Genomic DNA, 24,504 nt, shown 5'->3' on the forward strand with positions numbered 1-24,504 from the left:
CAACGATCAGGATATTCAAAACTTTTCTGCCAAGACAGTAGAATGTCTGCAGACCCTATTGCATAATGACTGTCTCAAACTATTTTCATGTCATACAACAATGAAAGAAATCATATTGGCCACAAGCAACCCCGGTAAAATTAAAGAATTGCAAGACTTACTGTCACCAATTTCCTGCATCTCTCAAGCTTCACTAAACATTCAAAGCCCAGAAGAAACAGGTTTAAGCTTCGTTGAAAATGCCATTTTAAAAGCTCGACATGTCAGTTTAATCAGTGGCAAACCCGCATTAGCAGACGATTCAGGGCTAGTAGTCCCGGTTTTAAATGGTGAGCCTGGAATCTATTCAGCACGATATTCAGGAGACAATGCGAACGATAAGAGAAATATAGATTTGCTTTTGCAAAAGCTTGATCCTATTTCACAAAATCAACGAAAAGCGTATTTTTACTGTGCAATAGCCCTGGTTATGCATGCAAAAGATCCAACGCCTATAATTGCTACAGGTCAATTTCAAGGTCAGATCGCTCAATCCCCAAGTGGACAAAATGGCTTTGGTTACGATCCCATTTTTTATGTGTCAGAATATCAATGCACTGTTGCTGAACTACCTGCTACAATTAAAAATAAGATAAGTCATCGCGCAAAAGCCTTAAGCCAATTACGCCTTTTTCTTCAAGACTGATATGAGTAAGACTATTTCTGCTTTATTTGATGAAGCTTATAAACTCCAATACGAAGGGCAGTTGCCGCAGGCCATTAGCCTGTACGAGCAAATTCTAAATCTATCTCCAAAACACGCAGAAAGCCTTCATTTCTTGGGTTTGACTCATGCGCAATTAGGCGATATGGACAATGCCATCCTTTATTTAAGACAAGCTATGGAGATAGATAACTCCAATCCAAGTCTATTAAATAATTTGGCGAATGCTTATAAGAAAATAGGACAACTGGACGAGGCCGTTCAATGTTATAAAAAAGCCATCGAATTAAAACCAGGGTATGCTCAAGCCCATAACAATTTAGCCACAATTTACTCCCTACGGAATGAATATCAAAATGCATTAGAACACTATGTTATAGCTGTAAATACAGAGCCTGACTTTAGCTCAGCTCATTTCAATTTAGGTTTACTTCTCATTAAGAATAATCAATTAAGTGCAGCTAAAACTCAATTTAATAACGTCTTATCTCTAAACTCTAAGCACCTTGAAGCACGGTTTTACCTAGGTATATTGTTGTTAGAAGACAACTTAATCGATGAAGCTGAAAAAGCTTTTCAGCTTGTCTTAGAGGCTGATAGCGAACACACTCAAGCGTTAATTAACCTCGGAGTAATCGCTTTAAAGAGAGAACAAAACCAATTAGCTGTGCACTTTTTCACTAAAGCCTTGGCTTTAGACAATGATGACATTGATGCTCGAAATAATCTCGCGGCAACCTTTATGCATCATGATCGCTTCGAAAATGCCTTAATGCATTATGATGTGCTTCTACAAAAAGACCCTCAAAATATTGAGTATTTATACAATTCTGGAGTAGCACAAATGGCTTTAGGCCATCTGAATGAAGCCACCCTATTTTTTGATCAAATTATTGAGCAACAACCAAATCATGGCCCATCTCTAAATAATCTAGCCGCTGTCTATTTAAAAATGGAAATGCGCGAAACTGCAAAGGAATACCTGGAACGTGCTTTATCCGTTAACCCAAATGATAAAATAAGCTTGCACATGCTAAATGCCATAAAAGGAGAAACACAAGCGGATACATCAGAGGAGTATGCCCATAATTTATTTAATAATTATGCCTTGTACTATGATCAACACATGCAAGGAACCTTAAAATATTCGATTCCCCAGCATATTGCACGCAAAATACATGAACTCCATTTATTACAAATTGGAAAGGCCTTGGATATTGGATGCGGCACTGGCTTAAGTGGTGTCGTTTTACGAGAGGTTAGCAAACATCTCACAGGTGTAGATATTGCAGAAAAAATGATAGAGCGAGCAAAGGAAAAGCATCTATATGATCGACTGCAATGCTCTGAATTGATTGAATTTTTAAAAGAAGACAAACAAACGTATAACCTAATGGTAGCTGCTGATGTACTACCCTATTTTGGGGATTTAAATGAAGTATTTAAACAGATTGGCGCACATCTTGATAAAGAAGGCTATTTCATTTTTACAACAGAGATCAGCCCTACATTTTCCTGGAAATTAGAACCCAGTGCTCGCTTTAGCCATTCTAAAGAGTATATTCAAGAAATGGCTAATACATATTCAATGCGGTTAATCCAAAATGAATCAATACCAGGGCGCATCCAAAATAATCAAGCTATGTCAATCATGCTATATGTTCTAAAAAAATAAATTCGATATAGCCCCACTTCATTTGAAGAGTTGTCTTAGCCCCCAACTCAGAAGAAAGGTCTTCATCCTTCAAAAGCTCTTGAACGTGCCGACCTACAATACCGACCGTATGGAAGTATCTTCAAAGTAAATACGATGCCAGTCAGCCTAGTATCTCAGCTGATTAGCGATTTTATGAGATAACGATGCTTCAGATAACCCCACAACATCGGATATTATTGGCGGTTGAACCGGTTGACTTTAGAAAAGGCATTGATGGCTTAAAAGCCTTTTGTCAGCAAATGCTGTGGATGGGCGCACCGGGAATTTGTAAAAACCGGGTGAGTTTTTCCCAATGCTTCAACCTATATTTTATAGCTTTGCCTAAGAACTCATTGGGTTCAACTTGTTTTGAAGACAAAAGACTTTCCATGTATTCTTTTGCTTCAAGCATCGCGGACAAACGGTGCTTCTGGTGATAAACCAAGTGCGGCTCTTCATCATACCTCAGTTGTAGATACTATTTCATCATCTAAACCATCGTAATTCCTGTCTGCGCTTTATTAATTTCCCTTGGTGGCTATGGATTTAGGTGCTTCTAGATCACTTTGCGATGGTAAAGGTCTGTGACTAGCCATTTCTTCTCTTAAGGATTTCGTCCGATCAATATTATGCTGTTCTTGACTCTCATTATTCTGCTCAGGATCATTCTTTATCAACGAGTGAACAATCTCTTTAATTTTATTCTCATGATAAATAGTACTTATTTCAGAAAATGATTTTACTCCTTTTTCAACGATAAATTTGAACGTTTTGAGGAGTACATTTATTTCATTAAAAAAATTAGAGCCTGTATTTACAGAATATATATTTTCCTTAAACTCTGAGTTCTTAGGCAGCTCTTTAATAAACTGAACACGGTCTGTAATCGAAGAAATGCCCAATTGACCATCCTCATTGGTTCCTATTAAGAATAAAAGTTGTTTATTGATATAATTTTTTATATCTTTGTTTTGCTTCTCTTCCCCAGGCAAGAGTCTTTGAAAGGCCATGAGTTTTTTTATGGTTTTATCAACTAAGAAATAATTTGCATTATTTTCTTGCTTAAATTGCTCAATCATTTGTCCTAATGCTTGATCGATATGCTTTGCATCCTTAGCTAATAATTCGTTTTTATTTGCTTGATAAAAAACTTTAAAAGCCCTTTCATATTCTATCTTAATCTCCGGCGTGTTGAATTGATATTCGGAGACCGCTCTTTTAATTAATACATTAAACTGGGCATCCAATAGTTCTGATTTTCTAATATCTCCTTTAGGAGCATTCTTCAGTTTGCCATCTAAATAGTCGATTTTGTCTTTTTTTAAATCTAACTGTAACAAAAGATTTTTGTCCTCCGGTGATTGTTCTAAATTTTTTTTAATTGCTCCTATCTCTTGCTCAGTCCTTTCTTTAACCAAGGTTAAGTAATTACTTTCATCAGCTAACTCCAGTTTAAGTTCGAATGGTAAATTATCTAGTTCTAAGGCGACTCCTTTAAATAGGTCATTTATTCCTTCAACGCCCTGGTCAAGAAGCGTGCCGGGCTTTAAATACAATTCATCTTCCAGTTTGGAGAGGTTATAAAGTGCTTCTCCGTAAGCCCTTTTTTTAAATTCAATTAATTGATTGATTAGCTTTGCATTACTCTCAGCGCCTTTCATTTTTAGTTTTACTAACATTTCAGATAATTGCTGTACTATATCCTTAAGCTCCAATACTTCATTTATGTCCTGCGTGGGCAATACCGCCTCTTCTGGTGACGAAAGAGAATTTCCCTCCAGATGGGTATAGGTAAGATCTAAATAAGCTACGTATTGATCAATCTTACTTGATACTGTTTTCATATACTCTGATGACAATTGATAAAATCCAGATGATTTTTTTCCTTGTTGTTCTCCTGGTGGTTTTTGAGAGGGTGTTTCAGGTTCCTTAAAAGGTACTTGTGAGTCGATTTGACTTTTGAGCGAACCGACATAGCTGCACATGGCCTGCACTTTAGAGCCTATAGCAGCATATTGTTGTTGAAGCTCAGGCCCGATTTGATTGAATTGATTGGAAAGTTCCCTAGCATCTTGAGCAAGTGCGACTAATACGGTTGCTTGGGCAAATAGATTGCCATCTTTCTTCATGGACTCTAAGGAGAGTAATGATTGCTCCATTCGCACAAAAGCGTTTTCCACTAACTGAATTTCTTTAACGATGGTAGGGGAATCGGGTTGAACATCATATAGGCCTTGTTTTTTGGGAGATCCCAATTGTTCAATCACTTTATCAGACATTGATGCCTTGACTGCACTCCTAAACTGATCAGCTAGCTGATGCAGTCGCTCAGATAACTTAACCTCCTGTAGGGACGACAAATAGTTGCTTAAGCTAGGGACTGGAGAAGCGGGAGTTGGTGTTAGCTCACCAGGACCAGGTGCATGTCGAAGCTGTATTTTGTAATTTATTTGCCATTGTTCATGTTGCATCTTTTCAACATTTAAAGCATCTTCTGAAATACTCCCTAAGCTCTGAATTGCAACGTTGATTACTTTAACTTTGAACTCTGTAGACGCCCTCTCATGGGTAAAGTGCGAATTTAGTGACTCCTTTAAGCCCAATAAACGATCAATGGCTAAGGGATTATCCGGTATAACCGCCTCTGAATTTTCTAATTGATTCAGTTGTGTGATTAAATGATTGGTAACCTGAGCATCTACTGCCGCCAAGGAATCCTGAAAACGAAATAATTGCTCCCGCAGAGTTTTTAATTCCTCTTTTGATAAGTCAGAGAGAACTTTACCCTTATGATGGGAAAGTACTTCAAAAAAACAAGTAGCCTCCGTTTTCCCGATAGATAAATGGCCCAGCTTTTCCCAATAGCTGTATCGCATATCCCTCAGATGCCCTAAACGTTGGCTTGGAATGTCCTCAGGTATTTTAAAGGTAGGTTCTTCAATTTCTTTTTCTTTAGACCCGAAATAGGTATTCATCGTTTGGGTCAATTCTTCAATTTGTTGCTGAAATGGGGTGGTTAATGTCCCTGGTTTTAGATAGTTTTTGACCTCTACTTCCTCTAAAAAAGCCAGCACATTCGCGTAGTTATCTTTTAAAAAAGACTGATATCTGATTGCTCCTGTCCTATAAAACGTATCTCGTTCTTGTGAGAACATGGTATATAACTGAACGAAACCAATCATTCCATTGCCAGCATGTAAATAGTTATTTAAGGATTGTTTATTCTCTAAATACAAATCAAAAAAAGCAGTCATTCCCTTCAGTTTATCTGGTGAAAAAACGAGAGGAGTATCACTGGCAGCACTTTTATCAAGCATGGTGCTCATAGTATTTATATACCGTGGTACGCTAGTAAGAAATTCCACTAATGTTTGACTAGTAGAAGAGCTTAATAACCCAGGATTTAAGGCATTCACGCCTTGACCTAGAATACTTGCAAATGCCTCTATTTTGCTTCTATCATTGCCATGGGCAAATTTCATCCATTTGTTTTCAGTGATCAACTTCGATGCACCTTCCATCATTGGCGCGATTAGGTCATAGTTGTTTTTTAATAAATCGTTAATTTCAGGTCCAATTTCACTCAATTCGCGAATAGCAATGCTCATTTCGGAGACAACGTGTAGTCCTTGTTTAACCATTATGGCTTGATCTATGAATGAGTTGGGATTGTACTGAATTTGATTCCATTTTCTAGCTGCGATTTCAGCATGATGCATGGAGTTGATAAAGCGCTTTATCGCTTGCAATTGTGGAGGGTCATTGTCTACATTGATTATAAATGGGACTTCTTTGGGGTTGGGATTGGGGACTAGTTGGTTTGTTATTGCTGGTGATAAATTAGATTTTAATAAATTTAAAACGTTTTGACGTGCTGTCGCGATGTCTCCAGCTAAATTAAACGCAGGAGTCAACTCGCCTGGTCCAATTTGTTTTCTATTAATTATTTGTTCTTCAAAACCAATTTTTAAAAGGCTTTGCTCGTTTTCCATGTATTCTTTAGTAAGTAGATGAGCTGCTGCAATGCCTCCCTTTTCTAGTTCTTGATTGGTTACGCTAAAATTGATTTCAGCTAATTTATGCTGTTTTAGAATATACCTATCTAATTGAGTTTGCTCAGCCAACACTGCCGATGGTTGCAATGTACTAACTATAGGGAGATCGCTATCTTGTTGTTCTAATCGGTTTAGTACATGAACCAATTCATTCGCCATATCCAGGTTGACAAAGTTCCATTCTGATTGAATTCGTGAAAAATTAGCTCTTAAAATGGCTGCGTCTTCAGGCGTAATTTCTGCAAAACTCCTCTCTGCATAACGACTTAATGTTTCAAAAAATTGTTTAGCTGAATTCTGATGATGTTCAACCTCTAACAGATTAATGTAGGCATTTTTGCGATTACTATGTAATTTATCTATCTGTTCTGGAGTTATAGATGCTTCCTCAACGATTTCTATCGGTTGATCCTTCAAAGAACTCAACTCTGTAGTATTATTTTCCCTGCCATTCATTGCTGATAGCGTCGCTCCAACGTTGCTAATATTACTCAAAATAGGCGCTAAGGTTTTTCGGACAGTAGGGGATAGAACGGCTATGCTGCTTTTGACTTGTAAGGCTGCTTGCGCGAGAGTAATTAAGGAGCGGGTTGTTTGCCAGTAGGATTGATTTCGCTCTAATCCTTCGAAGGCAACTAATGCGAATTCCAGATTACACAAGGCATTTTCAATTGATTTAAGTTGTTGAATATAATCTGGATCGTCTGGTTTGATTGGATGAGGCAATGATGTAAAATAAGATTGCTCCTGTTCGTTTAAGTTTTTTCGGATTAAAGTTGAAGCATTAACAAGAAGCGCGTGAACAGTCTTTGATAAGCCAAGCTCCTGCAAATAAGCAAAATTACCCCGTAAGTTTTTCAAATTTGATGCTTTATAAGCCACTAGTTCTCTAGGGATTTCATCAGAATCAGATGAAGAAACGAGTTCGTTCCCAACCTCAATTTTACGTTGAGAAACGCGTTCAAATATGCTTAAGTTCTGTTCATTTCCATCCAGTTTGGCACAAGCAACCTCTGCAACATACAATTTGTAGTCTTCAGACAGAAGTTGCTGAGACAGAAAGTGGCTCACTTCCTCTCTTTTGCCAATGATTGTATCAACTTCCGCACTTACTATAAAACTCGAAAAATAGCTGACATAACCTTGATAGGGCAGTTGATCTGGGCCAGTTTGATTCAACACTTCTACTAAGCGAGTATCCAGCTCCAAATTAACGTGAGCAATTGCTTCTTGTACTTTTGGGTAAAGATTTCGAAGCGTTTCTCGAGCGTGCTCGGGGATATCTTCTAGACTTCTACCTTTATAGTTTTCAAGAAGATTAAAAAAGTCTCTAGCAGCCTCTTGGTTGCCCATTAATTGATTATAGTTTTGGACATGGACTTGCTGCTCCTGATGAATGCTTTGTTCGCGCACGCTAACAAAGCTGCTTGTCATTTCAACCTTATCAAGACTTTCAAGCTGCGACGATTCGAGATGATGGTTTACTTCAACTGAAAAGCGATCTATACCTTGGCACAATGGATCGGACAAGATTCCAGCTTGTAAGTAATTTGAACGCTCCAACTTGTCTGTAAATACAATCAATCCAGATAAGGATTGATTTGCCCAGGAAACATACTTGTTAATCGCACTTTCATTCAACTCAAAATCAGATTCTCTCAATGTTTTTAACCAAGACAATAGTGAGTCAACCGATTGCGACTCCTGGAGCGATTGCAAAGACACCCCTTTTGTTAGAGGGTTAGATTCTAATTGAGCCATTAACTTATTGAGCTGAGCTCGTTGCTCCTCTTTATCCGAACTGGCTTTTTGATACTGCACCACTTGAGTTAGTAAGTCATTGAGGTTTGTAAAAAAGGAGATTACTGGATCAGTCCCTTCTTCTTTACTTAAATATCTAGCTCCTTGACTTATCACGGTGTTAGCAGAACTAACTACATCCATACTGCTGAATTGGGATTCCCAACCATTTTCTTTGATGAGAGCATACACATTAGCAAATACGGGTTCGAGTAAAGCATAGTTTCTTGAAACAAGCGCTTGTATTTCAGGAGTTGCATCATTTAAAAATGCCAAACTATTATAAACATGAGTTACCCCTTTATAAACACGAGCTACTCTTTTCGCTCCTTGTTCTATTGATAAGGCATTATGTATGGAAGTGGAAGTATCCCACTCCTCCCATTGTTTTACTGCTTGTTCAGCATGATACAAGGAATTAATAATCTTTTTAACGGCAGCAATCTGGGGTGGGCTACTTCCAAAACCTATAAAAGGCTCACCTTCATCATAGGAATCAAAGGGGGTCAATTCGCCATCGTAAGTTGTCTGCATTTGAGATTGGAAACGCTTGAGCAATTTATCACGAGCATTGGCAATTTGTTCAGACAGTTTTATGGATGCATCAATTGATTCACCTGATTTAGTCATGAAAATGCACCTTATTCTCTATATTAAAGTATAGAAAATAAATTGAAAACTGCGCTTACATTTTACACATTTTTGAAAACCAGATCAGATTATTGAAAACTAAATTAAAAGGCTTCATTCTTTTTTATTTTTGGGTATCAAAATAAGCTGTCCATAGAAACAGGATTAGACTCATCTGTTGGTTTTTGCTCACTATTTTTCAAAGTCATTGAACCCCAAAAGGATTATTTGGTTGAAATTTTTTCTAAATGGTTTTTTTACGATTATCTTTGCTTCAATTACAGCTAGAGCATAGCAAAATACGGACTAATTGATCAAAACAGCACCAAAACCGCAGTAACATTAACTATATGATTAAAATAAGCACCATTTTATTGCTCATTAAAAAGGAACGTCTAACTCAGCATTGATTAGTTGAATTTGTTGCTTAAATATAGACTTAATTTTCTCCAAATTATCGTTATCCGTAGCTTCAAAACGGGCAACTAGGCAAGGAGTAGTATTTGAAGCACGCAATAACCCCCATCCATTGGCAAACTCCACTCTTAACCCATCAATTGTTATGATTTTAGCGTCTGTAAATCGCGCTAGTTGACTAAACTGTTTAATAAATTCAAACTTACTATCGTCTTCAATAGCAATTTTAATTTCAGGGGTATTGATGCTATTGGGAATTAATTTAAATTGTTCACTGACGCTTAAATCGGATTCGCTTAAAAGCTCAAGTAAACGACAAGCGCTGTATAGGGCATCATCAAAACCATACCAACGATCTTTGAAAAATAAGTGTCCACTCATTTCACCAGCTAAAATAGCTTTTTCCTGTTTCATGACCGATTTAACTATGGAATGACCAGTTGGGCACATTTTTGCAACCCCACCAGAAGCTACAATTTCTTGCTCTAAATGACTTGAACATTTCACATCAAAGACGATGGTGGCCCCAGGATTTTGCCTTAATAGATTGCGCGAATAGAACATCATAAGCCTATCCGGCCAGATCATTTCACCTTTATCGGTGATAAGGCCTAACCTATCTGCATCACCATCGAAACCTAAACCTATATCCGCTTTGTGAGTGGCTACCGCCGCTTTTAAATCGGTTAAATTAGTCTCAATTGAGGGATCAGGGTGATGGTTAGGGAAGCGACCATCTACATCACAATACAATGGAATGACCTCACATCCTAAATGTGCAATTACCTCGGGAATTACTGTACCAGCAATACCATTCCCGCAATCAACCACCACTTTAAATGGCCGCTTCAGTTTGATATCGCTTTCGATTCGATTCATGTATTCCGGTATCACGTTTTTACTGATGTCTGATCCTGAGCCAGTTATTCGTTCACCACTCTTATGGAAGCGATAAAGGATATCAATTTCGTTTTGGGTTAGGGTTTTACCCGCCAAGACCATTTTAATGCCGTTGTAATCTGCAGGATTATGGCTTCCAGTAACCATTAAACCGGAATCAATACCTTGCGTGCTTGTTGCGTAGTACATCACAGGGGTTGCTACAGCCCCTAAATCAAACACTTCAATACCACTCTCTACAAGGCCTGCTTTTAGCGCTGTAGCTAAGGCAGGACTGGTCAAACGCCCATCACGGGCTAGAAAGATTTGTTGTCGATTTAATTGTCTTAAAAAGCAAGCCACTGCCAGTCCAATGCTAAAATAAGCATCTTCATTCAATTCCTTACTAACAACACCGCGAATGTCGTAAGCTCTAAAAACTGAGGGTGAAACAGTTGTTTGCTGATAGGTCATTTTATTGTCTCCCAGAGCTTCCGAAGCCACCCTCGCCTCTTTCGCTTTGCTGAAACTCTTGCACTACTTCAAACGCCGCCTGGACGACGGGAACAAAAACCAATTGAGCGATTCGCTCACCTGGGTTAACGGTGAATACATCGTGCCCACGATTCCAACAAGAAATCTTCAACTCCCCTTGGTAGTCTGAGTCAATTAATCCAACTAAATTTCCCAAGACAATACCATGTTTATGTCCTAATCCTGAACGAGGCAGAATTACAGCAGCTAATTGAGGATCTGCAATATAGATTGAAATGCCCGTTGGCAATAAAACCGTTTCTTGTGGAGCTATTTGAATCGCATCGGACACGCATACTCGCAAATCCAGCCCAGCAGCCCCATCAGTTGCATAAGTAGGCAAAGGAATCGTATCACCTACTCGAGAATCCAGGATTTTTAATTGAATCACTTGCTGCATAATCATTCCCATTGATTTTAAAGAGCTCCATTTTGCAGAGTTGAGGCGATGATTGCAATAATTTGCCCTGCTAGTCTTGTTTTTTGGGTTAAAGGCAACTCGATTTGTTTGTTTTTTGTTATTACCGTTACTTGGTTTTCGTCTCTCTCAAATCCCAAACCTTTACCCACCTTATTGGCAACTATCATGTCTAATTTCTTTGCCTGCAGTTTGTCTTTTGCATAAGTGATCACATCATTGGTTTCTGCCGCAAACCCCACAACAAATGATGCTTTTCCTTGTTCTGAAACACTCGCGAGAATATCCCTGTTTTTAACCAAATCAATGGTTAACTCGTTTCGCTCCTTTTTCTTCATTTTTTCCGGAGATGGTGAATGTGCTCGATAATCAGCAACTGCTGCTGCAGCAATAAAAATATCTCCTTTACAAACGTGTTTCTTGACTTCTTCATACATGGATTGAGCTGACTCTACTCGGATAAGCTCTATTTGGGAAAAAGTCTCTAAATCACATGGACCACTGATTAAGGTCACTTGAGCACCCGCCATCGCACAGGCTTCTGCCATCGCAAATCCCATTTTCCCCGAGCTGTAATTACTTAAATAACGAACAGGATCAATGGCCTCTCGAGTAGGCCCCGCGGTAATAACTACTTTTTTGCCAGTCAGTAATTGATTCACATCTAAAAGTCGAAGGGTATTAATGATTTGTTGCGATTCGCTGACCCGACCAAGACCATGCTCACCACAAGCTTGAGCTCCCTCTTCAGGACCCACAAAGATAACTCCCCTCTCTTGCAATAACTCACAATTAGCTCGCGTTGCAGGATGTGCCCACATGCTTCGATTCATAGCAGGACATACAATGACAGGTACTTCAGCAACAAGGTATAGGGTAGATAGCAAATCATCTGCTATTCCCTGTGCCATTTTAGCAAGGCAATTGGCAGTTGCTGGTGCAATTAACAAATAATCAGCCCAGCGAGCCAATTCAATATGTCCCATAGCACGCTCAGCTTGAGTATCAAACAAATCCGTTCGAACTTCATTACCCGATATCGCTTGCATCATCAAAGGTGTAATAAACTCCTGAGCGGATTGAGTCATCACTACTCTAACCTCTGCTCCCAAAGCAGTTAATTCTCTAAGCAAATAAACAGATTTGTACGCAGCGACTCCTCCACAAACTCCCAGAAGAATTTTTTTATTCACAAAATCTTGCATGACCGACCATTTTTGATAAGAATACCCAAGATCAAAGCACAAACTTCGCAATAAAGGAATATAAAAGGAATACAAAATGACGGTTGTCCAATCAACGCGCCAGTTAGACTTGCGTGAAAAATTACTCATTCATGGAGTTGCAAGCCTCTCGGATAGCGAATTATTAGCTGTGTTCATCAGCTCCGGAAATAAACAAAGAACATGCCTAGAGTTAGCCAATGATTTAATGAATCAGTACAGCGACTTACGAGCACTCCTAAATTCTGACTTGAATCAATTTCAATTAATTCCTGGCTTAGGTATCGTTCGCTATACCCAACTACAGGCCGTTAAAGAAATGTGTCGTAGGAGTGACTTCATCCAATTAAAAAGGGATTCTGCAATTAACAACAGTAGGCAAACCTATTCTTTTTTGAAAAGGAGGCTCCGAGATAACAAACACGAGACTTTTGCTGCCTTGTATCTTGATAACCAGCATCGAGTCATTGCCTATGAAGAATTGTTTTCAGGAACAATCAACTCAGCAAGTGTGCACTCAAGACCCATTGTTGAACGAGTTCTTCAACTGAATGCAGCAGCTCTAATTTTGGCACACAATCACCCATCAGGCGTTTCTGATGCCAGTCAGCAAGATATTGAAGTTACAGCGCGTATAAAACAAGCGCTGGAGCTTATTGATGCCCGTTTGTTGGATCACATCGTCATTGGAGATAACGAAGTTTACTCCATTATCGCTGAGCATAAGTGGGCCTGTAATTAATGACTAACAAATGCACTGGATATCTATTAATCATTGACGGATCGATCATGTTTCAACTCTTTGTACCTGACTTTATAAAAAACAAAACCATTCAATTCTTTCTGTTCGTAGGAATTCTGTCTGATATTTATTTAGCAAGCTCTTTAAAGCATGTTTTATTTATTTTCGGCTTCCCCTATTTAACGGCTGTTTTACTCTATTATTTGATGAACCGTAAAAAGCCTTTGGTAAAAGCGATGGTGAGTGCTCAATACAAACGAAAGAACTAAAACAGTCTTAATAAAATGCATCTTGACTATTTAGGGAAATCATAATACCAATAGACACCATGGAACACGGAACCACGAAGGACTGTATAATGAGCCAAGCTCAAAGCTCTCCTGAGCTACACAAAAATTTAGATGCACGGCTGCTAACAATGATGACCTTGGGTGGATCAATTGGCACAGGGATTTTTTTAGCGAGTGGTAGTGTTCTTGCTAAAGCAGGACCAGGCGGAATCCTGGTCGCATACTTACTCATGGGCGTTTTAGTTTATTTTTTAATGAATAGCCTTGGTGAGATGGCTGCTTACATGCCAACCTCAGGCTCCTTCTATCAATATGCTGCTGATTTTGTTGACCCTTCACTAGGGTATGCATTGGGATGGAACTATTGGTACAGCTGGGCTATCTCTATTGCTGCTGAAATAGCAGCATCGGCGGTGTTAATGCGGTTTTGGTTCCCTGACTCCCCGCATTGGATATGGACAGGAAGCTTTTTAATTTTGATTTTAGGCTTCAATGCCTTCTCTACAAAATTGTTTGGAGAAATCGAATATTGGCTGTCTCTGATCAAAGTAACAGTGATCATTCTGTTTATAGTCATAGGGTTTGCAATGATATTCGGGCTTACATCTCACCATTCTGTAGGCCTTAAGAACTGGAGCCTAGGTGATGCTCCCTTTCACGATGGTTGTTTCGGAATATTTAGCGCCTTTATGTTAGCTGGATTTTCATTCCAAGGGACCGAAATGATAGGTATTGCTGCGGGTGAAAGTAAAGATCCTGGTACTACCATCCCAAGGGTCATTAAAATGGTATTTTGGAGAATCTTCATTTTCTTTTTTCTAACCATGTTGATTATTGCGTTTTTAATCCCTTATACCTCAGCGGAATACTTGGATCAGAACATCAGCATGAGTCCGTTTACAAAAGCATTTGCCCTTATCAATCACACTTATGCTCCTTCATTTATGAATGCCATCATTTTGATAGCACTCTTGTCTACAGCAAATTCAGGATTATACGCATCCAGCCGCATGCTTTGGTTTTTAGCAAAAGAAAAACATGTTCCAAGTGTATTTTCAAGCATTACCAAGCGCGGCATTCCTATTTGGGCCTTACTGGCAACGGTAAGTATTTCATTCTTTGTTTTTATTACTTCGTTGTTTAGCCCCAAAACAATTTATTTATGGTTAGTGAATGCTGGTAGTTTGGCTGGTTTTATAGCTTGGATGGGTATTAGTGTTAGTCATTACAAATTCCGCAAACAGTATATCAAGAATGGTAATGATTTACGTAAACTCCCTTTTCTTGCAAAAGGCTTTCCTTATGCTCCCATTGGAGTTTTCATTTCGTGCATTCTGATGCTCATAGCCTATAATATTGTGGCTTATATCCATTACAATTTAACTTGGCAAGAGTTGTGCATTTCTTATCTTGGGCTGCCTTTGTTTTTCTTCGTGTGGTTTGGAAAAAAATACAGTTTACTAAGCTCTATCGGCTCTCTCAGGGGAGCGGCACCGATTAACTCTGTGCTAAACACCTCAACCGTTCCCCAAAACCAAAGTGCAGAGTCGACCTAACCGAGCCGTGACCTTAGGGGGTGGATATTTTAGAGAATATCCGCCTCGCTTTAATCTCTTCTATTGTATATAATTCCCACATTTGCTCACTTCCTAGTCTAATGTTCTCAATCCAACATACAGCCACAATTTACCGAGGAAAACCGGAGTTCCTCAAAGAGCTATGTGAAGAAATGAGTGAAAGCTCATTAATTATTGAAGATTTAGTCTTTTCCCCTCTTAAAAAGGAAGACCTATGCTTTGCCTTAGATGTCTGGCTTGAACCGCAAATGGTACATTTTGAATCAATATCCCAAGCAGTCAAAATACTGCGACAAGCCGGAAAGTTCTGGTATTTACACCCCATAAAACACATAAGGCGCTCAAAATTAATCGAGGAGCAATTGCGGAAAGTCCCCTCTCTAACAAGAGCTTTTCCAGTCATAGAAGAGATCCCCAAACTAGGAGTTTTTAGTCTCCTTGATCAAAATACTCTAGTCTATAGTGCGCATCGATCGAAACAATGGCCTGATGGGAATTGTTTTTTTACAGAGGACAAAATCACTCCCCCAAATCGAGCGTATCTTAAGTTATGGGAAGCGCTGTTTCTTCTAAATCAATACCCAAAACCTGATGAAACGGTATTGGATTTAGGCGCCTCTCCAGGTGGGTGGACTTACGTTATGCAATCTTTTGGAGCACATGTTACTTCAGTGGATAAAGCGGAGTTGGCTCCTAAGATCATGGCGCTGCCTAATATCAGTTTTCGTCAACAGAGTGCTTTTGCTCTAGAACCTGAAAAACTATCTAAACCCTATGATTGGGTTTTATCCGACATCGCTTGTTACCCTGATCGAGCTTATAGCTTGATTACCCGATGGATAAATTCTGGTAAAGCCAAACGCCTCATTTTTACCATTAAGCTTCAAGGCCAAACCAACATGAATATTATTCGCCAGCTCAAAGAGATACCCAATTCACGAGTACAGCACTTGTTTTATAATAAACATGAAGTGACCTTCTTTTATCCCAGTCATTGATCTACCCAGAACAAAGCATCAAGAGTTTAAACCCCGGATTACAATTCCGAGTATAGAACAAAGACATGGGTAACACTTCTCCTTTAAGTGAGTTGTCTTTAAGCTCTCGAAAAATCAAAAGAAATCACGTCTTTGATACTGTCTTTGTTTAATGCTAAAGCTAACAACCTATCAATGCCCAATGCGACCCCGCTACAGCTAGGCATACCAAATTCCAAAGCATCTAATAAGTAACGATCGGCATCAACCTCTAACAACCCTTTTTCAATTCTTGACTTTTGATCACGGGCAAATCGATTGGCTTGAGCTTGAACATCAGTCAACTCATGAAAACCATTAGCTAGTTCAACGCCTTTAAAGTACACTTCAAAACGATGTGCAACACCTTTATGTACTTGTGCTAAAGCGGCTTGTGACTCAGGAAAATCATAAACGGCTACTGGTGCACCCTCATACGCCAAAAACGGCTCAACCACATGGCTCATTAATAGAAATAAGTACTGATCGATATCCATTTCCTCAGCGGGGAGTACCTTATCCAACTCATATTTTTTGAGTACGCTTTTTAATTGCTCGATTGAAGCAGTAAAAGGATCAATAGAGCATGACTCGATGAAGGCTTGCTCGTATGTTTTTCGGATTAAAGGCTCCGATTTGAGAATAGTCTGCAAAAACAAATCCATCTCATCCATCAGCTCATGATGATCTATATCTAATTGATACCATTCTAAAAGAGTAAATTCTGGATTATGCCAACGCCCTAATTCGTCATCCCGGAACACTCGGGCAAGCTGAAAAATCGGTCCACTTCCTGCGGCAAGTAGGCGCTTCATATGGTATTCAGGAGATGTTTGTAATTGATAAGCTTCTTTCCTAAAAAAGGCTTGTATATTACTCAGATAAACATCAGTGACCCCATAACGAGCCATTATAGGTGTTTCTACTTCTAAATAATGACGCTGAACAAAAAAATCGCGTATTTTAGTTATTATTGCCGATCGATGTTTCAATACTTCGATCTCTGCCGACGGTCTCCAAGACTGCTCAAAATTCATTAATAAAATATCCCCAACTCCAATCGAGCTGCTTCAGTCATCCTGTCCTGAGTCCAAGGTGGCTCCCAAACTAATTCGACTGTGCAATCACTTACCCCTTCAACTTGATTGACGGCCTGCTCTACAATCCCAGGGAATGTCTGGGCAACAGGGCATCCGGGCGTAGTTAAAGTCATTTGGATGTCGACATGACTGTCTTCATTGATGTTTATATTATAAATTAAACCCAAATCATAAATATTGACTGGAATTTCGGGATCAAACACGCCTCGTAAGGCTAATACAATGGCCTCTTTCAGCAACTCTTGATCCTGCTTTTTCTTAAACCCAAACATGAAGTACCTCTATCACTCCAATAATCTAGTGATTCTTACAATTATTCTGTTTTCACCACATCCATCTCTTTATTCAAGGCAGCTTCTAAAGTATGCCAAGCTAAAGTAGCGCATTTTACTCGTGCTGGAAAAGCCTTAACACCCGCTAAAACGGATAACTTATCCATCGAAGCCATAGGATTGTAGTCTTCGCTAGTTAACATTTGATGCACCTTATGAAATACCTGATGGGCTTCTGCAACTGATTTTCCTTTTAAAGCATCCGTCATTAATGAAGCAGAAGCTTGCGATATGGCACAACCACAACCCAGAAAGCTAATGTCATTGATGACTTCATTATTTACTTTTACAAAAACCGTCAATTTGTCACCACATAGGGGATTAAAACCTTTTGCCTCAGCAGTTGCATCATCCATCGTATGATGATTACGAGGATTCCTGTTATGATCAATAATGATCTCTTGATAAAGCTCTCGCAACTCCATGTTCATGCAAACACCTCTTTAACCCGTTGGAGAGCTTCCATGCAATAATCCACTTCTTGAAAAGTATTATAAAAAGACAAGGAAATTCTCGAAGTAGCTGCGACCTCATAAAAATCCATCAACGGCATGGCACAATGATGGCCGCTGCGAATAGCAATACCCTCACTGTCTAAAATTGTCCCTATATCATGAGCATGAATTTTTCCATGAACAAATGAAATAACAGGAACTTTATTCTCAGCTGTGCCCACAATATTAAACCCTTTCACTGCTTCTAAAGCCTTTGTGGCATAAGTCAAAAGTTGGTTTTCATACTCTAGAATAGCGTCCAAATCTAAGGAGCATAAGTAGTCTATGGCTGCACCTAGACCTATCGCACCAGCAATATTAGGTGTTCCAGCTTCAAATTTTTGAGGAAGAGCAGCATACTCAGTAGCTTCGAAGCTTACAGAGTTTATCATCTCCCCTCCCCCCTGATAAGGAGTCATGCTATTTAACAGATCTTCTTTGCCCCAAAGCACACCAATGCCTGTAGGACCATACATTTTATGCCCTGAAAATGCATAAAAATCACAACCTAAATCTTGTACGTCAATAGGCAAGTGGGGCGTAGCTTGCGCACCATCGAGTAGTACTTTGGCTCCGACTGCATGCGCCATTTCTATCATTTTTTTAACTGGATTAATGGTACCTAATGCATTAGAAGCGTAGGTGATTGCCACCATTTTGGTGTTTTCATTCAATTTACTTTCAAATTCTTCGAGATCAATTTCACCATTGACCAAAATTGGGGCCACTTGCAATTTTGATCCCATTTTTTTACAAACCATCTGCCACGGAACTATATTTGAATGATGTTCCATGTGAGAAATTAAAATTTCTTCGTCTGGTAGTATTCTCGGTGCCACTAAGCTTTGGGCAACTAAATTGATAGCCTCTGTAGTACCACGTACAAAAATGCACTCCCTTACTGAGTTTGCATTGATAAATCGTTTTATTTTAGCTCTTGCAGCCTCAAACTGCTCTGTTGCTCTTACGCTTAAAGCATGTACACCACGATGAACATTCGAATTATCTTGTTCATAATAACGAGCCATTGCATCAATTACCGTTTTTGGTTTTTGTGTTGTTGCAGCATTGTCGAAATAAACCAAATCGTAATCGTTTACCTTTTGTTGAAGGATTGGGAAATCTTTACGGATTTTATTCACATCCCAATAGGTGCTTAACGGTTCATCGGTTTTCATTTGCATTCTCCAACTGTTGCGTTAACAAATTACTCATCCAATCAGCCAACTCATCATTAGGAATCATGCGCAAATTACCGTTCGCAAAAGCTTGGATTAAATAATGGGAAGCCTCGCTCCGACTAATCCCTCTTGTTTCTAGATAAAAAATTGCTTCCTCATCAAGTTGACCAACCGTGGCACCGTGAGAACATACAACATCATCCGCAAAAATCTCTAATTGCGGCTTGGTATCAACCTCAGCATTCGCGGACAGCAATAAGTTTTTATTTTGTTGATGTGCATTGGTGTGCTGAGCATCTTTTGCTACAAACACTTTACCATTAAACACCGCCCTTGATTGCCCTTTTAAAATGCCTTTGTAATCTTGCTCGCTTCCGCAGTTGGGAACTAAATGCCGTACCAAGGTATGATGGTCCACGTGCTGTCCAGCAGATGGGGCATAAATTCCATTCATTAAACAAGAGGCATGTTGCTCTTCAAGATCGATATTAACATCACTTCTAACAACCTTGCCTCCCAAGCTCAGGGAGTGGCTAGAAAATTCACTATGCTCTGATTGATTAACGACTACATGACCCATATGAAACGCGGCTTTACTTTCTCTTTGAATTTTAAAATGTTCTACTTTAGCATTAGGTCCAATCTTTATTTCACTGACAGTATTCGTGAAATAATTAGTATTCTCTACACCTGAATAGTCTTCAATTACTGACAACTGACTCCCTTTTTCCATAATGATCAAATGTCGGAGATACACAGCCTGATTGTCTTGATCTTGATAATGAGTCAATGCTACCGGTTCTTTAATACAAACATCTTCAGGTACATAAATAAAAACGCCTGTATGCAACATAGCCGTATTCAAATAGTGAAAACCATGCTCTTGTTTTAATACATGTCCCAAAAAGGGTTTCACTAAATCTGGATGAGTAGTTAAAGCTTGCATTAGAGGAAGAATCAATACTCCTTTGGGTAAAGAATGCGTCCAATCTCCAAGACTTATCTCAGCATTATGAATGGTCACTTGGTTGGCTACAGGAACTTGAAATTCTTTATTAGGATAAGACGAAGTGACTTTAGATTGTGCCGTTACAAAAGATTGCGATAAAATGGACTCAACCTGGGTGTATTTCCAGTCTTCATGATGTCGAGTTGGAAACCCTTTTTTATGCAAGCTTGATAATGCCTTAGATTGTAATTGAGCAACCCAGCTTATATCAGATAATCTGGATTTCGCTTGCTGATCATAATAGCCTAAGATCTCGCTCATGACTGCTCCGTTTCCTCAAGCCAACTGTACCCTTTCTGCTCTAGTTCTAAAGCTAAACTTTTATCACCAGACATAACAATTCGGCCATCCACCAGAACATGTATAAAATCCGGCTCGATGTAATCTAATAATCGTTGATAATGAGTAACTAAAATGATAGATCGTTCAGGAGATCTCATGGCGTTAACCCCTTGCGATATAATGCGCAAAGCATCAATGTCGAGTCCTGAATCCGTCTCGTCTAAAATTGCTAATTTAGGTTCTAAGGCTGCCATTTGCAGAATTTCATTCCGCTTCTTCTCTCCACCTGAGAATCCTTCATTGATGCTACGGTATAAAAAACTCTCATCCATATCCAACAATTGGCATTTCTCGCGAATAAAACTTAAAAATTCGATGGCATCAAGAGTATTTTTACCCTGACCTTTACGAACCGCATTCACTGAAGCTTTAAGAAAATTGATATTAGTCACCCCAGGAATCTCAATGGGATACTGAAATGATAAAAATACCCCTGCTCTTGCCCTTTCTTCGGGAGATAAAGGCAATAAATCTTGACCTAAGTAACTGACTTCACCACTAATGACTTCATAAGAGGGATGTCCTGCTAATACTTTAGATAAGGTACTTTTACCTGAACCATTCGGCCCCATTATGGCATGAACCTCACCAGCATTCACTTGCAGATTAATCCCTTTTAAAATGGACTGAGCGTTTATGGCTACATTGAGATCTTTAATTTTTAACATACTAACCTACTGCCCCTTCTAAGCTGATGCCTAACAATTTAGTGGCTTCCACTGCAAATTCCATAGGCAATTCTTTTAATACTTGCTTGCAAAATCCATTGACTATCATAGAAACAGCATCTTCTGTATCGATGCCTCTTTGTTGACAATAAAACAATTGCTCTTCACTTATCTTTGAGGTTGTTGCCTCATGCTCAACTTGAGCAGTTGGGTTTTTCACTTCAATATAGGGAAAAGTATGCGCAGAGCATTGGCTCCCCATTAACATAGAGTCGCACTGGGTATAATTACGAGCATTGGTTGCAGTCGGTGCTATGCGTACTAAACCACGATAGGCATTATGTGCTCGTCCCGCACTTATGCCCTTGGAAATGATCGTTGAGCGGGTATTTTTTCCAAGATGAATCATCTTGGTTCCTGTATCCGCTTGTTGAAAATGATTGGTTAATGCTACAGAGTAAAATTCACCTACAGAATCATCTCCTTGCAAAATGACACTTGGGTATTTCCAGGTAATGGCTGAGCCTGTTTCAATTTGTGTCCAGGATATTTTTGACCGTTTACCTCTACATGCTCCACGTTTAGTCACGAAATTATAAATACCACCTTTTCCTTCCTTGTCCCCAGGATACCAATTTTGTACGGTTGAATATTTGATTTGTGCTCCGTCCAAAGCAACTAATTCAACGACAGCTGCATGCAGTTGATTTTCATCACGCATAGGCGCTGTGCATCCTTCTAAATAAGAAACATAACTGTCAGCATCAGCAACAATAAGCGTGCGCTCGAATTGTCCTGTAGAAGCGGCATTTATACGGAAATAAGTAGATAGTTCCATCGGGCAACGCACTCCTTTAGGAACATAGACAAAAGATCCATCACTAAAAACCGCTGAATTCAACGCCGCGTAAAAATTATCGCGATAAGGCACAACAGAACCCAAATACTGTTTAACTAAATCAGGATAAAGATGAACAGCTTCCGAAAGAGGACAAAATATAACTCCCTTTTCTGCCAATTTTGCTTTAAAGGTCGTTGCAACAGAAACACTATCAAACACTGCATCCACTGCCACCCCGGCAAGCATTTCTTGTTCTCTTAATGGTATACCTAATTTTTCATAGGTTCTCAGCAATTCAGGATCAATTTCATCCAAGCTCTTTGGAGCATCCTTCTTATTTTTGGGTGCGGAATAATAGGAAATGGTTTGATAATCAATGGGTGGGTAATGAACGCTTGACCACTCAGGATGAGACATTGTGAGCCAGTGATTGAATGCCTTTAAACGCCACTCCAACAAAAACTCTGGTTCGCCCTTAATTGCTGACAAACGTCGAATTACGTCCTCATCTAAGCCAGGAGGAAAAGTCTCCACTTCAATGTCGGTTACAAAACCGTGTTGATATTCTCTATCGAGCAGAGAATTAATTTGCTCGCTGCTTTTAGCCACGATTGACTCCACTTGCTAATTGCCGAACTCGTTCAACATCCCTAGTTGGTAGAGTTGGTTTTGCCAATGCTTCTAAACTAACACTATCAAGAGCAGTTTCTATTGCATGACTAATTAAACGCCAATTGCCTTTTATTGCGCAGACTCCTTCTAAAAAGCAATCATTTGGGTGCAAACTACACTCTGTAAAACCTTTATGCTTTTCTAAAGCGAATATTATTTCGGAGACAGAGATATCCCCAGCAGGTCGTTGTAATCGGTACCCCCCAGAGACCCCTCTCACAGAAACAAGTAATCCAGCTCCTGTAAGACGCTTTAATATTTTACTCACCGTAGGTACAGTTAGATGGGTGTGAAAGGCAATATCTCGAGCATTGCACAACTGTTGTGTATGCTTGGCCAAATGCACCATGACCACTGTTCCATAATCGGCCAACTTACTGATGCGAAGCATAACACCCCCTACCCAATTAATCTAGTACCAAATTAGTCTGGATTTAAAACAAACATACCCTCATTTAAATATAGTACTAAATCAGTTCTGTATTTAATAAACTGCAAATATTACCTTATTAATGGGGATTGGATCAATCTAAATCTGAAAGTTGGACCATCCGCTCCCTCACTGTCGTAGCTCGATTTTGTATTGTGCTCACCGAGCCAAACCCTTAGAGAGCAGATGGATTCGAAGCGTAATAACCTATCTACTCAATTGGTTCTCAAAATCACTCACTTGGTTGCATGTATCAGTATTGGGATGGTAAAAAAATGTCCCTCGATCATTTGCGGTTGCTGCTAAATAGACCGCCCCAACCCCTGATATAATCAATAAAAAATTAGTAATAACTGATTTCAGAAAGCCTCGATGCTCTTGAAGTATCTGATTATTTTGCAATCCCAGTAAGACACTTTTTATAACGTTGCATTTATAAACTTCCGGTTTAGACATCAACATCGCTGCTTTAATCTGATCACACCCTTCTGTAAGAATACTAGCAGCAGTTATTTCACCTCTTTGCGCTAGCCGCATTGCTTTTAAGTATAATTTAGCATTGTGCTCATAAACAGAAGACTCTCGACCTTCAACATAATTGAATCGTCCTTTACTTTGACGCTCGATGTAACCATCATAAGCAAATACAAGCCCTTCAGGATGCAATGCTTGTTTTCCAACCTGGCTAAGCATTTCCCCAATGAGATTTTTTACTAAAAGCTGTTCGGATTTTGATATCTTGAATAGATAAGGCCTTTCAGTCGCAGAGCGTGACTCTTCATAACTATTATTGTTCATTAATCGTGTTGAAAAGGACATTCCTTCTTTGGCTTGCTCTATCATATTTTCCATTAAAATTGGGTTATACTCATCACCACCGATATTCGGAATACTTCGACCAAAAGGATCAGTTTTAACCTTTAAAGGAAACTTTTTCTTAGCGGCTTCATAAGCTTGGTTAGTTAGATCATGGGACAATCGCTTAATTTTTTGGACTAGCTCATCTGACGGCTCGGCAAGATACTGCTCTATCAAAACGAATATATTTTTGTTCATTTTCAAAGGGTCGGGCAATTGCAGTTTGCTAGCCTGGTGCTCGACAGTCACTATTTTTTCTATGTCTAAAGGCTCTTGAGCAGCTGGTAGTATTGACGCCCCTTTGTTAATCACTTGAGTTAGGGTGGCTATGTCAGCAAGATACCCTTTTGGTAATGCCTTTTTATAGCGTCCTGTTGAGGGATGACAATCCTCTATCTGAATTATTAAAGTGCCAGACAATTGAACTGGCTTCAGTAACTCTCTGAGTAATTGTGGTATTTCATCACCAATCAATTGCCCTGCTATAGCTAGACGAATAGCCTCCCCTAACGAGATGTATCTCTCAGTAAGAATGCGCTTTATCTCAATCGTTCTTTTATTTAATTGCTTATGAGCTTTACCACTTGGCATGTGAAC

The 24,504-nt window shown here is 39.3% G+C and carries 20 protein-coding genes; 6 read left to right on the forward strand and 14 right to left on the reverse strand.

Going from position 1 to position 24,504, the window contains the following annotated elements; translation table 11 throughout:
* Positions 1-100: 100 nt before the first annotated feature.
* Positions 101-685 carry an RdgB/HAM1 family non-canonical purine NTP pyrophosphatase gene (gene rdgB, locus Lwal_RS07055; protein ID WP_058480216.1) on the forward strand — a complete coding sequence of 195 codons (585 nt, stop codon included), beginning with the start codon at positions 101-103 and terminating at the stop codon, positions 683-685.
* 1 nt (position 686) lies between these two features.
* Complete coding sequence (locus Lwal_RS07060) at positions 687-2,378, forward strand: tetratricopeptide repeat protein (RefSeq protein WP_058480121.1); 1,692 nt, start codon at positions 687-689, stop codon at positions 2,376-2,378.
* 274 nt (positions 2,379-2,652) lie between these two features.
* Here the strand turns inward: Lwal_RS07060 and Lwal_RS17330 are convergent, their stop codons facing one another.
* From Lwal_RS17330 to coaBC, 5 genes are all read right to left on the reverse strand, one after another.
* Positions 2,653-2,844 carry an IS66 family transposase gene (locus Lwal_RS17330; RefSeq protein ID WP_274519328.1) on the reverse strand — a complete coding sequence of 64 codons (192 nt, stop codon included), beginning with the start codon at positions 2,842-2,844 and terminating at the stop codon, positions 2,653-2,655.
* Positions 2,845-2,920: 76 nt separating this feature from the next.
* On the reverse strand, positions 2,921-8,884 hold the full coding sequence (locus Lwal_RS07070; protein WP_058480123.1) for a hypothetical protein: 5,964 nt from the start codon (positions 8,882-8,884) through the stop codon (positions 2,921-2,923).
* Positions 8,885-9,265: 381 nt separating this feature from the next.
* Positions 9,266-10,654 carry a phosphomannomutase/phosphoglucomutase gene (locus Lwal_RS07075; protein ID WP_058480124.1) on the reverse strand — a complete coding sequence of 463 codons (1,389 nt, stop codon included), beginning with the start codon at positions 10,652-10,654 and terminating at the stop codon, positions 9,266-9,268.
* A gap of 1 nt (position 10,655) precedes the next feature.
* On the reverse strand, positions 10,656-11,114 hold the full coding sequence (dut, locus tag Lwal_RS07080) for a dUTP diphosphatase (RefSeq protein WP_058480217.1): 459 nt from the start codon (positions 11,112-11,114) through the stop codon (positions 10,656-10,658).
* Positions 11,115-11,131: 17 nt separating this feature from the next.
* Entirely contained in the window at positions 11,132-12,337 is a 1,206-nt protein-coding gene (coaBC, locus tag Lwal_RS07085; protein ID WP_058480218.1) for a bifunctional phosphopantothenoylcysteine decarboxylase/phosphopantothenate--cysteine ligase CoaBC, read from the reverse strand.
* 76 nt (positions 12,338-12,413) lie between these two features.
* On the opposite strand from coaBC, the gene radC reads away from it, so the two are divergent.
* From radC to Lwal_RS07105, 4 genes are all read left to right on the forward strand, one after another.
* Positions 12,414-13,097 (forward strand): RadC family protein, encoded by a 684-nt coding sequence (radC, locus tag Lwal_RS07090; protein WP_058480125.1) that lies wholly within the window; start codon positions 12,414-12,416, stop codon positions 13,095-13,097.
* Between the two features lie 47 nt (positions 13,098-13,144).
* The gene (locus Lwal_RS07095) at positions 13,145-13,366 is read left to right on the forward strand and encodes a hypothetical protein (RefSeq protein ID WP_058480219.1); all 222 of its coding nucleotides are present in this window, start codon (positions 13,145-13,147) and stop codon (positions 13,364-13,366) included.
* 89 nt (positions 13,367-13,455) lie between these two features.
* Positions 13,456-14,943 carry an amino acid permease gene (locus Lwal_RS07100; protein WP_058480126.1) on the forward strand — a complete coding sequence of 496 codons (1,488 nt, stop codon included), beginning with the start codon at positions 13,456-13,458 and terminating at the stop codon, positions 14,941-14,943.
* A gap of 101 nt (positions 14,944-15,044) precedes the next feature.
* Complete coding sequence (locus Lwal_RS07105; protein WP_058480127.1) at positions 15,045-15,962, forward strand: SAM-dependent methyltransferase; 918 nt, start codon at positions 15,045-15,047, stop codon at positions 15,960-15,962.
* Between the two features lie 98 nt (positions 15,963-16,060).
* On the opposite strand, the gene epmA is transcribed toward Lwal_RS07105, so the two are convergent.
* The 9 genes from epmA to Lwal_RS07150 all read right to left on the reverse strand — a co-directional run bounded on the left by epmA (position 16,061) and on the right by Lwal_RS07150 (position 24,498).
* Positions 16,061-17,017 carry an elongation factor P--(R)-beta-lysine ligase gene (epmA, locus tag Lwal_RS07110; RefSeq protein WP_058480128.1) on the reverse strand — a complete coding sequence of 319 codons (957 nt, stop codon included), beginning with the start codon at positions 17,015-17,017 and terminating at the stop codon, positions 16,061-16,063.
* Entirely contained in the window at positions 17,017-17,352 is a 336-nt protein-coding gene (locus Lwal_RS07115; RefSeq protein WP_058480129.1) for an SUF system Fe-S cluster assembly protein, read from the reverse strand. The genes epmA and Lwal_RS07115 overlap by 1 nt, the downstream gene beginning before the upstream one ends.
* Positions 17,353-17,393: 41 nt before the next feature.
* On the reverse strand, positions 17,394-17,843 hold the full coding sequence (gene sufU / locus Lwal_RS07120; protein ID WP_058480130.1) for a Fe-S cluster assembly sulfur transfer protein SufU: 450 nt from the start codon (positions 17,841-17,843) through the stop codon (positions 17,394-17,396).
* A complete protein-coding gene (locus Lwal_RS07125) occupies positions 17,840-19,084 on the reverse strand; it encodes an aminotransferase class V-fold PLP-dependent enzyme (RefSeq protein ID WP_058480131.1) in 1,245 nt (414 codons plus the stop codon). The genes sufU and Lwal_RS07125 overlap by 4 nt, the downstream gene beginning before the upstream one ends.
* Positions 19,071-20,357, reverse strand: coding sequence for a Fe-S cluster assembly protein SufD (gene sufD / locus Lwal_RS07130; RefSeq protein ID WP_058480132.1), 1,287 nt, complete (start codon positions 20,355-20,357; stop codon positions 19,071-19,073). The genes Lwal_RS07125 and sufD overlap by 14 nt, the downstream gene beginning before the upstream one ends.
* Positions 20,354-21,106, reverse strand: coding sequence for a Fe-S cluster assembly ATPase SufC (sufC, locus tag Lwal_RS07135; RefSeq protein WP_058480133.1), 753 nt, complete (start codon positions 21,104-21,106; stop codon positions 20,354-20,356). Before sufC ends, sufD begins: the two co-directional genes overlap by 4 nt.
* Before the next feature lies 1 nt (position 21,107).
* Complete coding sequence (gene sufB / locus Lwal_RS07140; RefSeq protein ID WP_058480134.1) at positions 21,108-22,556, reverse strand: Fe-S cluster assembly protein SufB; 1,449 nt, start codon at positions 22,554-22,556, stop codon at positions 21,108-21,110.
* A complete protein-coding gene (locus tag Lwal_RS07145) occupies positions 22,549-23,010 on the reverse strand; it encodes an SUF system Fe-S cluster assembly regulator (RefSeq protein WP_058480135.1) in 462 nt (153 codons plus the stop codon). Before Lwal_RS07145 ends, sufB begins: the two co-directional genes overlap by 8 nt.
* A gap of 246 nt (positions 23,011-23,256) precedes the next feature.
* Positions 23,257-24,498 carry a hypothetical protein gene (locus tag Lwal_RS07150; protein ID WP_058480136.1) on the reverse strand — a complete coding sequence of 414 codons (1,242 nt, stop codon included), beginning with the start codon at positions 24,496-24,498 and terminating at the stop codon, positions 23,257-23,259.
* Between the last annotated feature and the right edge of the window lie 6 nt (positions 24,499-24,504).

The sequence above is a fragment of the Legionella waltersii genome, assembly GCF_001468085.1.
Taxonomy (GTDB): Bacteria; Pseudomonadota; Gammaproteobacteria; order Legionellales; family Legionellaceae; genus Legionella; species Legionella waltersii.